The organism is Streptomyces sp. a15 (genome assembly GCF_059026085.1).
On the sequence record NZ_JBWLKM010000043.1, the window covers coordinates 64467 to 76961 of the forward strand.

General features: G+C 71.4%; 12 protein-coding genes and 2 pseudogenes. 7 read left to right on the forward strand and 7 right to left on the reverse strand.

The window, feature by feature from the left end; translation table 11 throughout:
* Window positions 1-1005 carry a FecCD family ABC transporter permease gene (locus AC5P09_RS32940; RefSeq protein ID WP_493877374.1) on the forward strand — a complete coding sequence of 335 codons (1005 nt, stop codon included), beginning with the start codon at window positions 1-3 and terminating at the stop codon, window positions 1003-1005.
* Window positions 1002-2078 (forward strand): FecCD family ABC transporter permease, encoded by a 1077-nt coding sequence (locus AC5P09_RS32945; RefSeq protein WP_493877375.1) that lies wholly within the window; start codon window positions 1002-1004, stop codon window positions 2076-2078. Before AC5P09_RS32940 ends, AC5P09_RS32945 begins: the two co-directional genes overlap by 4 nt.
* A gap of 53 nt (window positions 2079-2131) precedes the next feature.
* On the opposite strand, the gene AC5P09_RS32950 is transcribed toward AC5P09_RS32945, so the two are convergent.
* The 4 genes from AC5P09_RS32950 to AC5P09_RS32965 all read right to left on the reverse strand — a co-directional run bounded on the left by AC5P09_RS32950 (window position 2132) and on the right by AC5P09_RS32965 (window position 6026).
* The gene (locus AC5P09_RS32950; RefSeq protein WP_493877376.1) at window positions 2132-3298 is read right to left on the reverse strand and encodes an oxygenase MpaB family protein; all 1167 of its coding nucleotides are present in this window, start codon (window positions 3296-3298) and stop codon (window positions 2132-2134) included.
* An 89-nt stretch (window positions 3299-3387) separates the two neighbouring features.
* Entirely contained in the window at window positions 3388-4440 is a 1053-nt protein-coding gene (locus AC5P09_RS32955) for a polyprenyl synthetase family protein (RefSeq protein ID WP_493877377.1), read from the reverse strand.
* Window positions 4433-4711 (reverse strand): polyprenyl synthetase, encoded by a 279-nt coding sequence (locus tag AC5P09_RS32960; RefSeq protein WP_493877388.1) that lies wholly within the window; start codon window positions 4709-4711, stop codon window positions 4433-4435. Before AC5P09_RS32960 ends, AC5P09_RS32955 begins: the two co-directional genes overlap by 8 nt.
* Window positions 4712-5030: 319 nt before the next feature.
* Complete coding sequence (locus AC5P09_RS32965; protein ID WP_493877378.1) at window positions 5031-6026, reverse strand: aldo/keto reductase; 996 nt, start codon at window positions 6024-6026, stop codon at window positions 5031-5033.
* Between the two features lie 127 nt (window positions 6027-6153).
* Here AC5P09_RS32965 and AC5P09_RS32970 point away from each other — a divergent pair, with 127 nt between their 5' ends.
* Window positions 6154-7014 carry a helix-turn-helix domain-containing protein gene (locus tag AC5P09_RS32970; protein ID WP_493877379.1) on the forward strand — a complete coding sequence of 287 codons (861 nt, stop codon included), beginning with the start codon at window positions 6154-6156 and terminating at the stop codon, window positions 7012-7014.
* A gap of 67 nt (window positions 7015-7081) precedes the next feature.
* On the opposite strand, the gene AC5P09_RS32975 is transcribed toward AC5P09_RS32970, so the two are convergent.
* From AC5P09_RS32975 to AC5P09_RS32985, 3 genes are all read right to left on the reverse strand, one after another.
* Complete coding sequence (locus AC5P09_RS32975) at window positions 7082-7348, reverse strand: EamA family transporter (RefSeq protein ID WP_493877389.1); 267 nt, start codon at window positions 7346-7348, stop codon at window positions 7082-7084.
* Complete coding sequence (locus AC5P09_RS32980; protein ID WP_493877380.1) at window positions 7230-8117, reverse strand: EamA family transporter; 888 nt, start codon at window positions 8115-8117, stop codon at window positions 7230-7232. The genes AC5P09_RS32975 and AC5P09_RS32980 overlap by 119 nt, the downstream gene beginning before the upstream one ends.
* Window positions 8118-8198: 81 nt before the next feature.
* Complete coding sequence (locus AC5P09_RS32985) at window positions 8199-8597, reverse strand: SseB family protein (RefSeq protein WP_493877381.1); 399 nt, start codon at window positions 8595-8597, stop codon at window positions 8199-8201.
* A gap of 994 nt (window positions 8598-9591) precedes the next feature.
* Here AC5P09_RS32985 and AC5P09_RS32990 point away from each other — a divergent pair.
* The 4 genes and pseudogenes from AC5P09_RS32990 to AC5P09_RS33005 all read left to right on the forward strand — a co-directional run.
* Complete coding sequence (locus tag AC5P09_RS32990) at window positions 9592-9990, forward strand: ChaB family protein (RefSeq protein ID WP_493877382.1); 399 nt, start codon at window positions 9592-9594, stop codon at window positions 9988-9990.
* Window positions 9991-10072: 82 nt separating this feature from the next.
* Window positions 10073-10255 (forward strand): annotated as a pseudogene (locus tag AC5P09_RS32995) (alcohol dehydrogenase catalytic domain-containing protein); the annotation flags it as partial.
* Between the two features lie 45 nt (window positions 10256-10300).
* Window positions 10301-10972: a phosphoribosyltransferase gene (locus tag AC5P09_RS33000; RefSeq protein WP_493877383.1), complete on the forward strand. Its 672-nt coding sequence runs from the start codon at window positions 10301-10303 to the stop codon at window positions 10970-10972.
* A 1076-nt stretch (window positions 10973-12048) separates the two neighbouring features.
* Window positions 12049-12495, forward strand: a pseudogene (locus tag AC5P09_RS33005) (hypothetical protein); the annotation flags it as partial.

Sequence of the window (12495 nt, forward strand, 5' to 3'; positions counted from 1 at the left end):
ATGTCCCGTGCCACCCGGCGCCGGGTCGTCCGGCTGGTCGCGGGCGTGCTCCTGCTGCTTCTCGCCGTCCTGCTCAGTCTCGCGGTCGGCAGCCGCCAGATCGCCCCCTCCGAGGTTTTCGACGCCCTGCTGCACGGCGGGACCGGCGACAACGCGCAGGTCGTGCGGGCCCTTCGGGTGCCCCGCACGCTCATCGGTGTGATGGTCGGCCTCGCCCTGGCGGTCGCCGGCGTGGTCATGCAGGGCCTCACCCGCAATCCGATCGCCGAGCCCGGCGTCCTCGGCGTCAGCCAGGGCGCCTCGCTCGGCGTGGTCTGCGCGATCGCGTTCTTCGGGGTGCACACGCTCAACGGATACGTCTGGTTCGCCTTCGTCGGCGCGGGGCTCGCTGCGGTTGCCGCGTACGCCGTCGCCAGCGGGGGACGCGGCGGCGCCTCGCCGGTGAAACTGGCCCTGGCCGGTGCCGCGATGAACGCCTTCCTCGCCTCCGTGGTGTCCGGAATCGTCACCACCGATGCCCAGGTCCTGGACGAGTTCCGCTTCTGGGACGTCGGCTCGATCAGCGGACGGGACGGCTCTGTCGCGGCGCAGACGTGGCCGTTCCTGCTCGCGGGACTGCTGCTGGTCGTCATCACGGTCCCCGGCCTGGACGCGCTCGCCCTGGGCGACGACGTGGCCCAGGGACTCGGCCACCGCGTCCTTCGGGTGCGGATCCTGGGTGCCCTCGCCGCGACCGTGCTGACCGGGGCTGCGGTGGCCGCGGCCGGTCCCATCGCCTTCGTCGGGCTCGCTGTGCCGCACACCGCCCGCGCTCTGGTGGGCTCAGGCCATCGCTGGGTTCTGCCCATGGCCGCCGTACTGGGTCCCTCGGTGATCCTGGTCTCGGACGTGCTCGGGCGTGTCCTCTTCCCGCCCTCGGAGGTCCCGGTGGCCGTGATGACGGCCTTGTTGGGCGTGCCGTTCCTGGTCGCGCTCGTACGGCGGAAGGCGACGGTGGCGGCATGACGCAACTCGACCGGACCGGCACGGCGACGGCCCGCCCCGTCGGCTACTCCGTCGTCCGCGTGCGCGACAACAGCTTCCTGCTGCACCGCAGGGCCGCCGTGATCGCCGCCGTTCTCACGGTCGCGCTGGCGGTGACCGTCGTCGCCTCGCTGTGCATCGGCGAATCCTTCGTCTCCCCCACCGAGGTCGTCCGCGTACTGCTCGGGAAGCCGAGCCCCGACGAGCTGGTCGTCGGCACGCTGCGGCTGCCCCGCCTGGTGACGGGTCTGCTGGTCGGTGCCGCCTTCGGGATCGCGGGCGCGCTGGTCCAGACGGTCGCCCGCAACTCCCTGGCCAGTCCGGACGTCATCGGCGTCACGCACGGCGCGGGCGCGGCGACCGTGACCGCGATGACCTTCGGCGTCACGTCCCCCGCCACGCTGCCGTACGTCGCGATCGTCGGCGGGCTGTCCGCCGCCGTGCTCGTCTACGCCTTCGCCTGGCGCAAGGGCCTGCACGCCACGCGGTTCGTCCTCGTCGGGATCGGCGTCTCGATCGCGCTGGGCTCGCTGACCCGGCTGTTCCTGACCAAGGGCGACTATCTGGTGGCCCAGCAGGCCAAGGTGTGGCTCACGGGCTCCCTCAACGGACGCGGTTACGACCAGGCGGCGCCCCTCGCCCTGACCATGCTCGTCCTGCTCCCGCCACTGCTGTGGGCCGCCCGGGCCCAGCGGGCGGTGTCCCTGAACGACGACACCGCCACCGCCTTGGGTGTCCCGCTGGATCGCGTACGGCTGGGTCTGACCGCCCTCGGCGTGGTGCTGGCGTCGGTGGCGACGGGGGCGGCCGGGCCCGTCGACTTCGTCGCGCTGCTGGCACCCCAGATTGCCCGTCGCCTCACCCGCACCGCGCAGATCCCTCTGCTGTGCTCGGCGTTGACGGGTGCCCTGATCGTGGCCACGGCGGATCTGCTGGCCCGGCGCATGTTCTCCCCCACCGAGCTGCCGGTCGGCGTGCTGACCGCGGCGGTCGGCGCGCCGTATCTGATGTGGCTGATCGCCCGCACGCGGAGCCGCGGCGGGGCCACTGCCTGAGCCTGTCCCGTCTCCTTCCGGTACTTCCGTCGTCATGGGTGTCAGTTCGGCGGTCAGTTCAGATCGGCTGCGGGGGCGGGTGGGGTCCAGCGGTGGGTGCGGGGCGTAGTGGAGGAGACGCCGTAGTCCTTCTTCAGTTGCTCCGGAATCGCGTAGTGCATGACGCGGCCCCGGGTGAGCGAGGACAGTTCGAGGATCGTGGTCAGGTGGCCGAGGCGGTCCAGGGCCCAGGCGCCGAGCGGGGAGCGGTCCTCGATGGTCTCCAGGACGCCGAGCAGGTGGGGTACGGCTTTGACGACGGTGTCCCAGGCGGTGCGCGGGACGTCCAGCCAGTCGGCGCAGGTGTCGCCGACGAGGTGACGGATCAGGGCGGAGACGATCGGGTCGAAGAAGGTGCCGGGGACGACTTCCTCGTACAGATCGATCAGCTGCCGGGTGAGATGTGCGCCGTCCTCGCTCGGCCCCATGTGGCGGACCATGTACAGGTCGAGGAACTGTCGGGCGGACTCCATGTCCTTGGGCACTTGGCTCTGGTCGACGCCGAGCATCGCACCGACCACCCGCCAGGCGTACAGGTACGCCTCCGCGCCGTCGATGCTCATGTGGATGTTCAGCCGGTGCAGGGAGTCCAGCACCAGCAGCGAGAAGAGCATCTGGCCGCCGATCATGTCTTCCTGGCAGATCGGCACCCCCAGGCCGTCGGTGTCCCAGCGGTTGTCCTTCTTGAGGTGGTGGCGGATGGACGCGTGCAGCAGACGGACCTTCTGGGCGGCGGGGATGAAGCTGCTGCCTGCCTCGAACGCCTCGGGCTGCATGAGGTAGACGGTGAACTGCCCGGTCTCCGCCATCCGCTTGGAGGGGTACTCCAGCGAGTGCGTCGTCGCCAGCAGCTTCGCCACGTGCGGGATGACATAGCAGGCGGGCATGGAGGCGAAGGACAGCGCGGTGGAGATGTGCACGTTGTTGTCGATGAAGAACAGCCTGGCCTTCTCCATCTCGGCCCAGTCGACCCACGCCGGTGGTGCGCCGGTGGCGTGCAGGTACTCCCGCGCCACCTCGGGAAGGCCGTCGGGCAGTGGCGCGCCGGCGGTCGACACGTAGCGCATCAGGGTGTTGAACGTGCCCACCTCCCCGCGTTCGAAGAGGGTGGCCACCGTGGCGTCGGCGAGTTCGTCACCGCTGTTGCGCAAGGCGTCCATCGACGCCTGGGTGTAGGTCATCACTGGCTTGTTGTCTCCAGTCGGAACAGGCGGGGCCGGACAGGGACGAGGCGTGGCACCGGCCACCGGAATGTCAGTGCCACCGGAATTCAGTACCGGCGGACCGCGGCCGCATGCGCCAGGCCGGTGAGGGCTCGTGAGGCGGGTGCGGGGATGTCCAGGTCGTCCAGAGAGCGGGTGGCTTCCTCGACCCGGGCAGTGATCATCTGTTCGATGCGGTCGGGTGCATTGAGCCGGCTCATCACCTCGCGCACCGCCTCCAGGCCGGGCGTGCCCACCTCTCGTCGGCCGAGCAGTGCGCGCAGGCGCTGTCGGTCGGTCTCGTCGGCCAGCCTCCAGGTCTCCGCCAGCAGGGCGGTGGGCCGGTGAGCGTGCAGGTCGTCCGTGTTGGCCTTGCCGGTGAGGGCCGGATCCCCGAACAGGCCGAGCAGGTCGTCACGCAACTGGAAGGCCTCGCCCAGCGGCAGCCCGTAGCGGGAGTAGCCCTCTCTCAGCTGGTGCCCGGCGCCGGCCAGCACGCCTCCGATCAGTAATGGCTGCTCGACGGTGTACTTCGCGGTCTTGTAGCGGATCACCTTCAACGACTGCGCCGTGTCCGGTTCGCCACCGGTGTGCAGGAGTTCCAGGCACTCACCCGCGATCAGCTCCCGGGCCAGGGCCGCCCACAGGGGGCGGGCCCGGGCCAGGTAGGCCGCGGGCAAGCCGCTGGTGGCGAACAGCTGACCGGCCAGCGACATGAGCCAGTCCCCCACCAGCATGGCCAGTGCCCGGGCTGTGGCCGTGGCACGTGGACGACCACGTAGCGCGGCTTCAAGGGCAACGTGCGTGGTGGGCCGGCCGTGCCGCGCTGCGCTGTCGTCGATGATGTCGTCGTGTACGACCGCGGCGGCGTGGACCAGCTCCATGGACGCCGCCGCCCGGACCAGCGCGTCGCTGTCAGGCTGTCCCGCCGCCCGCCAGCCCCAGTAGCAGAACGCCGCCCTCAGCCGCTTGCCGTCCGATACCGCGGCCTCGACCTGGTCGGCCACCGGGCCCAAGTCCGCATCGATGGCGAGCAGTTGGTCCGACTCCTGCGCCACGAACCGGCTCAGCACCTTGTCGACACGTAACTTGAACACGGCCGCCTCGTTCCGGTCAGCCACCGTCGACAGCCCGCCGGGCCAGGACGCTCTGGGCGAGGACCTCCAGATGAGCTGGCGGGACCACCGCGTACCGGTCCACAGCCAGCCGCCCGCGCGCCGTGAGATCCCGCTGCGCGTCAGCCGCCAACTCCGCCGCGTCCGAGCGGCTCAGCAATCCCCGTACGCTGCCCACGGCCGAGCCGAGGCAACTCACCGCCAGGTCGGCAAGCCCCGCCGCCAACAGCAACGCCTGCTCGGCTGAACCCCTGTCAGACCCGGCCTCTTGCGTCATCCCGTCCCCTGCCCACTCATCGCCGAGGCGGCGCCGGTCACGCACCACCGCCCACAGCGTCGCGCCCTGCCGACCGGGAGCGAGGACGAACTCACCATCGGGTGATCTCATCGCAGATATGTACGACGCCTGCCCCGGAGTGGATCGCGGCCGTCCGCGCCGACGTTTTCCGCAAGCCGTCCTTTGGCCTGACGCTGAGTGACCGCACACAGGTGAGTTGAGCCGGAGCCCGATTGGATCGATGGCCGGTGCGGCCGCCCGGAAACCGTCCGGGACGGGCGCCGTACGAGAGCGCAGCGGTCCCGCCGGGGAGGCGGGCTCAGTTGCCCACGCCGAGGCCGGCCATGAACGCGGGCGGGTATCGGTCGCCGCGCGCCGCGCCCGGCGGCACCGCCTTCTCGATCTCGGCGAGGTCGTCCGCGGTGAGGTTCAGCTCCGTCGCGGGCAGCGCCTCGGCCAGCCGCTCGCGGGTGCGGGCGCCGACCAGCGGCACGATGTCCTCGCCCTGTGCGGCCACCCAGGCGATGGCCAGTTGGGCGACGCTGCACTCTTTGGCCTCGGCGACCCGGCGCAGCGCCTCGACGAGGGCGAGGTTGTGTTCGACGTTTACACCGGAGAATCGGGGACTGTGGCTGCGGTTGTCGCCGGGGTCGGCGCTGCGGGCGGCCATCCAGTGCCCGGAGATGAGGCCGCGGCCAAGGACGCCGTACGCGCTCAACCCGATGCCCAGCTCCCGCAGCGTGGGCAGAACGTCCGCCTCCACCGCGCGGGAGATCAGCGAGTACTCGATCTGCAGGTCGGCGACCGGGTGCACGGCGTGTGCCCGGCGGATCGTCGCCGCGTCGACCTCCGAGAGGCCGAGGTGGCGCACGTACCCGGCGTCGATCATGTCCTTGGTCGCGCCCACCGTCTCCTCGATCGGTACGGCCGGGTCGAGACGGGCGGGACGGTAGATGTCGATGTGGTCGGTGCCCAGCCGGGTCAGCGAGTAGGCCAGGAAGTTCTTCACCGCCTCGGGACGGCCGTCCTGCCCGCCGAACTCGTGCCCCGGGCCCCGCAGCATGCCGAACTTGACGCTCAGCCGGTAGCTGTCCCGGTCCCGGCCGCGCAGCGCCTCGGCGAGCAGCAGCTCGTTGTGGCCCATGGCGTAGAAGTCGGCGGTGTCGATCAACGTGACGCCGGCCTCAAGTGCGGCGTGCACGGTGGCGACACTCTCCGCGCGGTCGGCCGCGCCGTAGGCGCCCGACATGCCCATCGCGCCCAGTCCCAGCGCGGAAACGGCCGGGCCGGTGCTGCCCAGGGTTCGTGTCTGCATCGTGTTCTCCCTCGTCGTCGGTCTGCCACCCACCTTGCGTCCGGGCCGCGACGTGCGGGAGCGGAGCGTTCATCATGGGAGAGCCGCTCCCTGGCTCGGCCCGCCGGCCGCGAGGGACCATGGGGTCATGCAACGTGAGCAGCTCGCCGACTTCCTGCGCCGCCGCCGTCAGGCGATTCGCCCGGCCGAGGTCGGGCTCGCCGACGGCCCCCGCCGACGCACCACCGGCCTGCGCCGGGAAGAGGTGGCCATGCTCGCCGGCATGTCGGTGGACTACGTCGTACGCCTCGAACAGGGCCGCAGCAGTCAGCCCTCCGCCCAGCTGCTCGGAGCGCTGGCCCGGGCACTGCGTCTGTCCGACGACGAGTGCGACCACCTGTTCCACCTGGCCGGGCACCGCCCCCCGCCTGCCGACTCGGTGGCCCGCCTGGCCCGCGCCGGTCTGATGCGCATGCTCGACCTGCTCGGCGACACTCCTGCCCTGGTCCTGTCCGACCTGGGCGAGATCCTCGCCCAGAACCGGGCAGCCATCCTGCTGACGGGCGACCACACCGGCTTCTCCGGCGACCGCCGCTACGCGATATACCGCTGGTTCACCGACCCCGCGACCCGCGCCGCCCACCCGCCCGAAGAGCAGGAGCACCACGCCCGCCAGCTCGTGGCCGACCTGCGCGCGGCCGCCGGCCGCCGCTCCGGCGATCCCACCGTCACCGGACTCGTCGACCGGCTGCGGGCCGACAGCGCGGACTTCCGCCGGCTCTGGGCCGAGCACGAGGTGGCGGTCCGACGCGTCGACCGCAAAACCGTTCTGCACCCACGGGTCGGCCGCGTGCTGATGGACTGCGAGACCCTGCTCACCCCCGACCAGGGCCAGCAACTGCTGGTCCTCACCCCCGCGGACGCCGAGGCCCGCGAACGGCTGGAACTGCTGCGGGTGGTGGGCATCGAGGAATTCCCCACCGGAGCAACGGGCACACCCGCACGGTGAAGCGGCCGACTACGCGGCACCCGCCCGGTCACAGTGAAATTGCTGAACGAGGGCTTGCGGGTCCGCGTCAGCCGCCGCAGCTTCGGGTGCGGCTCGACGACGTTCGAGTCTGCTCCGGGCCACCACCGTCGCAGCTCCCCGACGCGCCGCCTGTCGTGACGTAGGCGCTGAGCATGATCAGGCCACAGCCGAGCCACTGCGCGGGCGTCGGCCGCTCACCCAGCACCAAAGCGCCCAGGGCCAGTGCACCGACCGGAGTGAGGAGCAGCAGGACCGCACCGATGTGGCTGGGCAGCCGGGGCGAGTTGACGGCCACCAGCAGCCAGCCGCCGATCTGGCTGCTCAGCGCCACCACCGCCAGCCAGCCCAGCGTCCGCCAGGACGGTGCGAGGTCGAGGGGTGCCCCAGGCGGCGCCTCCCGGCGCGGAGACGACGGTCGACACGCAGATCACCAGCGTGTACGTAGTTCGGACGTGCCCCTCGAAACCGCCACGGCGCAGCAGGAACAGAAAGCCCGAGTAGCTCAGGGCCGCCAGCACCGCGTGCACCGTGCCCGCGGTCGGGTCGCTGCCGCTCGCGCCCTTCTCGAAGAGCCCGCCGGTCAGCACCACGCCCGCGAGCAGCACCGGCAGCCAGAGCAGGAATCGGCGCGGCACGCGTTCGCGGTCCACCGCCCAGGCGAGAAACGGCACCAGCACCACCTGCACATTGACCAGCACGGTGGACAGTCCCGCCCCCACTTCGGTGATCGCCTTCGCCCACAGCAGCATGTCCCCGGCGAACAACGCCCCGCCGGCCAGTCCGTACAGCACCTGTCGCCGAGGCGGCCGGCCTTCGCGGCGGTACTCCGGGAGCGCCAGCAGCACCAGGGCGGGTACGGCGAGCAAGCAGCGGTACGCGGAGGCCGTGCCCGCGTCACGTCGGACAGGTCGATACAGACCGGCGACACGGACAACGCGAGCGCACCGGCCGCCTGGCCCCGACGAGGACCGCCAAGGGCCGAGCCTCGCGCCGACGATCGGGGGAGGTTTCGGGACGTACCACGGAGCGGACTCCTCACCAAGAGTGCGCCGATGGGCACGGGTACCCGTACGGCCGGCCACTCATACGTGCAGCGGTCTCTCCCCGCGCCGTCGGCTGTGCCCAGTACGGCACGGGTAACGGCAGCGGCCGAGGACAAAGCCTCAATCCATGTGGCGGTCCAGCAGTTCCCTGACCCCCTCAGCCGTCAACGCCAGCTCTTCCGGCGTGCCGGCGTCGATGACGAGCGCCAGTTCCTCGGACGGCCAGCCGTGGGCGAGCGCACCGAGCAGGATCCGCCGGTGCTCCGAGATCTGCGGGAACGCGTGCCTCATGCGGGCCTGCGAGGTGAACACCGGCACCAGTTCGGTGCCGTCCGGCTGCTCGTAGACGGGCAGACTCACCGTCCCGGCAGGCTGGTCCCCGGCGGCGGCGCCGGTCGGGACGAGAACCTCGCTGCCGGCGAGGGTGTCCAGTTCCGCTTCGTCGGCGTCGCCCTCGACAACCGCCCGCAGGGCCAGTTGAACGGCGGAGGCGGCGCCATCGGGAAAGTGGTCAGTCACGGTTGGCCAGCCCCTCGGATAGGTCGAATGTGGCCGGGGAGGCATCGCGGTAACTCCGCGGTACCTCCCTCAAGATCCGGCGACCCGAGCCGAGTGCCCCGACTCCTACCTTTCATGTGCCGGACGGCGTCCACACCTCTACGTCCCGCCATCAAGGCCCGCGCCACCGCCGACCACGGCGCCAGGCACGGCCCCGCCCGCCGGTGCGCCTGGCTGCGTGCGGTTCCCGGCGTTGCAGTCATGCCCGAGCCCGGCCGGACGCGTTCCGGGTTCTCTTGTGTGCGGCGGCGTCAGCTGACGCTGCCGGTGCTTCCTGCGAAGAGCACCTGAGCGAGTTCGTCGTCCAACGCGCGTGGCGGATACTGCCCATCACACTGTCCTGGGTGGCTTCGCCGACGACCTCAATGACACTGCGGGCCTCATGGGTCGCCCGCTGCGTTCGAAGCGGAACCCATTGTCGGCGCCGGGTTCTCGTATCGGATGGGCCCATGCCCGCGTGCACGATCTTCCGATCCGGCCGGGGCTACGGCAGTCACGGACTGTGCCGCCCCAGAGGGGACGACTCACCGGCAGAAAGACATCACTCGTCGCGAGGCTTCTCGCACGGACCGAGGCCTGCGCAACCGTGGTCGGCCCAAGAGCCATGCGGAACGGCCGGCGATTCCCTTGTTGGGCGACGACGACGAGGAGGCGGAGGCGGAGGCGGTGGTCTCGGGCCTGATCCGCGACATCCTCCGCCGCGCAAGGGAACGCCTTGCTGCATTCTGCGTCGGCGTCCTCCTCGACTGTACGACGGGCCCCGCCATCTCTCCGAGCCTGTCGGGTCAGCCGGTACACCGTGCCAGGCACCCTCGCCGCCCATGTCGGGGGTGGGGCGCCCCACCGGCCCGCGGGGCATGCTCCGCTGCCGTCGACGGGCCGGGCGCCACCGTTACCACGGCCCTGCGGCGGGAACCCGGCCCGCGGATCAGCCACATCCAAGGAGGTGAGTCACATGCCTGGACGACAGGAGCTGCCGTCGACCCTCGAGCGCTCCTCGAAGGAGGCCCAGCGCACATGGGTCAAGGCACACGACTCCGCCGTCGAGCAGTACGGCGAGGGCGAGCGGGCCCACCGGGTCGCCTACGGCGCGCTCAAGCACACGCACGAGAAGGTCGGCGACCACTGGGAGCGCAAGGAGGGCGGCCGCAAGGGCCCCTCCGACCCGCAGTCGGCCCGTCCCCGCCAGCAGGGCGGACGCAGCGGCGAGGGCCTCGACGAGCACGCCACAAAGGAGCATCTCTACGATCTCGCGCGGCGACTGAACATCGACGGACGGTCACGCATGTCGAAGTCTGACCTGCTCGAGGCGATCCGTAAGGCCAACCGCTCCCGCACGCGAGCAGCCAGTTGACGCTGAGGCGGGACGTCGGCGCAGTTTGGCGGCCGGTGGACAGGAAACCCCGGACAGTGACAGATGACGTCATGAGGCCGTCGGTGTCGTGGAGGAGACGGGATCCGGGGCGCCCACCTTCCGCCCCGGCGACCGTGTGGTGGTGCCGTCCACCGTGGTGTGCGGGACATGCAGTCACTGCCGTATCCCCGGCGCCTTTGAGCAGGCGGCCCCTGCGGCGGCGCGGCGACAAGCCCGATCCGCCGGACAGAGCTCGCCGCCCTGAGGACACCCAACACATCCCCTCGCGGAGGAAGGCAGGCATCAGGTCATGCGATTCCACGACCGTCGCCACGCCGGCCAGGAACTCGCCCTGCGGATGATGGAGTGGGCGGCCGACGGAGATCTCGTCAACACCGTCGTACTCGCGCTGCCCCGAGGTGGCGTCCCGGTGGCGGCTGAGGTGGCCCAGACCCTCAAGGCGCCCTTGGACGTGCTGGTCGCGCGGAAGATCGGCATCCCCGGCCGCCCGGAGACCGGCGTCGGCGCGATCGTGGGTGACGACCCTCCGCTGTTCGACCGACGCGCTCTGGAGATGCTCGGCCTGAGCGAGGAGCGGCTCAGCCCGGACGTGGCCCGGGAACGAACCGAACTGCACCGCCGGGAACAGCTGTACCGGGGCGACCGCTCCGCGCCCGACGTCAAGGACCGGGCCGTGATCCTCGTCGACGACGGGCTCGCCACCGGCGCCACCGCGCGCGCCGCTCTCCGGTTCCTGCGCCGTCGGGACCCCGCCCGCCTGATCCTCGCCGTGCCGGTCTCCGCGCCTGACACTGCCGCCGCGATGCGCTCCGAGGCCGATGACATCATCTGCCTTCACCAGCCGCCGGACTTCTGGGCGGTAGGCCAGTGGTACGACGACTTCGACCAGGTCAGCGACGAAGAGGTCATCGAAACCCTGCACGCCCACAGCGCTTCGCCGTCCAAGAGCGGACGCCGGTAGCCGGAGTCCCTGCTGCACCGACGGCGGACAGCGTTTCCCGGTGGCCGGACGTCGTCGGCTCCGCACCCAAGGCCGCGGCTCCCGGCTGGTGTGCCTGCCGCACGGCGCGGCGGACGGCCTCATAGCCCGGGCAACGGCACAAGTTCGACGTGAGCAACTTCCTCCAGGGCCGCTGCGGCCAGCAAGAGGAAACCCAGCCGCGCTGCAGGGCGGGCTCGGTGGTGAAGTCGGCCTGCAACGGGTGGGGGCTGCGGTCGGCGGCGGCAAGGCCTTCGAGGGTGCGCACCAGTGCTGCCGTCGCACTGGACGCGAGCATCAGGCGAATGCGTACGGTGGTGCCGTCCACCCGGACCATGCGGGCCCCGCACCCCGTGTCCGCATCCCAGGTGGGCGCCCGTGAGCCCACAGTCCTCCCGCAGGGCGACGGCCGGCGTCCGCCGCGGCTCCGCGTCCAAGTGTCGGTCTGCGCCGTTGACCGTCAGAACAACGCACTCGACGGCGTCCGGCGTCGACGCCGCCCTGCGCGAGGTGGCGATCCAGGGCAACCGGACCACAACAACGGCCGCCGTACCGCGCCGGCGGCGTCGGGCGGGGGCGATGGAGTGCACTTCACCAGCCTGTCCATGACCGACGTGAGCGCCGACTGGCCCCAGGACGGGCACCGCGGCAAGCGGCTGACCGTGGGCGAACAGAGCGCCGTCGTCACGTACAACACCGCAACCGAACTCGCCCCGGCCCCCGTACGCCCCGGCGCGGCCACGGCCTGGAGCGTCGGCACACCCGCGCCGGGCTCCGCCTACCACCTGCCGGATGTCCCGAGCCCTCGAGCTGGGTTCACCACCGCGGCAGCGTCGCGGGACCGCATATCCTCACCAACCGGATCTGGGACGACCAGCAGCCCAGAACCCAGACGCACGACCTGTGGATCACACCCGACGGCAGCTGGACCGGCGGCCAGGTCTTCGACCACGACCTCAGCGGCAACGCCTCGGCCGCCACCCGTTTCGACACCCTGCCCAGCGGCGCCCGGTGGCGGGACAACGACGAATAGCGCACGCCGAGGAACGCAAACCGAGATGGCCGTCGGGCAGGCCTACGTCGGTATCGGCCCCGCAGGCAATGGCGCGCCGATGCCAAGCTCCCTCGCCGCCTTGCCTGTCTCCCGACTCACCGACCCCCGCTACCGCCGGGCCATGTCCGTCATCAGCGACGAAGGAGAACCCAGACACGAGCCTCACCACAGATCTGTCCGGCAAGTCGACGGTCGGCACCCGGGCGTCCCCGGCATCGGCCGAGCGACCGCCCAGCGCTCCGCCGCACAGGACGCGCGCCGCGTCCTCGCCGCCATCAACGCCGACGGCGTCAAGGCCGTGGCCGCCGAGATCATCGCGGCCGGAGGTACCCCCGCCACCGTAATCGGAGAGAGCACGGCGACCAGCACGTCGGCGACTAGGGGGTGTTTCGAAAGTCCCGCACAGCACCCACGGCGCCCGGCACGCACTCTCGCCGCACCGGCCGAAACC

Coding starts and splice junctions, on each gene's coding strand:
- AC5P09_RS33000 (WP_493877383.1), top strand. CDS start 10,301: ATGCGATTCCACGACCGTCGCCACGCCGGCCAGGAACTCGCCCTGCGG.
- AC5P09_RS32940 (WP_493877374.1), top strand. CDS start 1: ATGTCCCGTGCCACCCGGCGCCGGGTCGTCCGGCTGGTCGCGGGCGTG.
- AC5P09_RS32990 (WP_493877382.1), top strand. CDS start 9,592: ATGCCTGGACGACAGGAGCTGCCGTCGACCCTCGAGCGCTCCTCGAAG.
- AC5P09_RS32970 (WP_493877379.1), top strand. CDS start 6,154: ATGCAACGTGAGCAGCTCGCCGACTTCCTGCGCCGCCGCCGTCAGGCG.
- AC5P09_RS32965 (WP_493877378.1), bottom strand. CDS start 6,026: ATGCAGACACGAACCCTGGGCAGCACCGGCCCGGCCGTTTCCGCGCTG.
- AC5P09_RS32945 (WP_493877375.1), top strand. CDS start 1,002: ATGACGCAACTCGACCGGACCGGCACGGCGACGGCCCGCCCCGTCGGC.
- AC5P09_RS32950 (WP_493877376.1), bottom strand. CDS start 3,298: ATGACCTACACCCAGGCGTCGATGGACGCCTTGCGCAACAGCGGTGAC.
- AC5P09_RS32960 (WP_493877388.1), bottom strand. CDS start 4,711: ATGACGCAAGAGGCCGGGTCTGACAGGGGTTCAGCCGAGCAGGCGTTG.